Source organism: Psychromonas arctica, from assembly GCF_036697365.1.
GTDB classification, from domain to species: Bacteria; Pseudomonadota; Gammaproteobacteria; order Enterobacterales; family Psychromonadaceae; genus Psychromonas; species Psychromonas arctica_A.
In genome coordinates this window covers 1-580 of the sequence record NZ_JBAHZA010000071.1, presented here as the reverse complement: position 1 = coordinate 580, position 580 = coordinate 1, and the positions used below count along the sequence as shown (strand labels likewise).

Annotated in this window: 1 protein-coding gene; it reads right to left on the bottom strand. The window is 47.1% G+C overall.

Annotated elements, in window-relative coordinates:
• Positions 1-580 (bottom strand): Ig-like domain-containing protein (locus V5290_RS17360; protein ID WP_333388789.1); only part of this gene is annotated, 580 nt, incomplete at both ends.

Here is a 580-nt window from a genome sequence, read left to right as displayed (position 1 = left end):
AATAATGGTGTGGTGTCGTTAGTCGTGATTGACGTTACCGCTACCGTTGGCGCCGTTAAATCAACAGTAATAGTGCCGGTTACAGCATCATTGCTGTTATTCGCGGCATCTGTTGCCACCACACTCACCGCAATCTCACCTTCGGTTAATGCAGCTAATTCATTATCTGCTAACGTCCATGTGCCATTACCATTGTTAGTTGCATCGTATTCAATGCCATTCACCGTCACAACAACCGTGGCATCATTATCATTTACTGTGCCACTTAACGCAGGCGTTGTATCGTTTGTGGTGATTGACGTAACCGTAACTGTTGGCGCCGTTAAATCTAAAGTGATGGTGCCGGTTGCTGCGTCACTGCTGTTGTTCGCGGCATCCGTTGCCACGACACTAACTGCTATCTCTCCTTCAGACAGTGCTGCTAGTTCGTTATCTGCTAATGTCCACGTACCATCAGCATTGTTGGTTGCTTCGTATTCAATACCGTTCACAGTCACGATAACTGTGGCTTCATTGTCTTCCACCGTTCCAGTTAATAATGGTGTGGTGTCGTTAGTCGTGATTGACGTTACCGCTACCG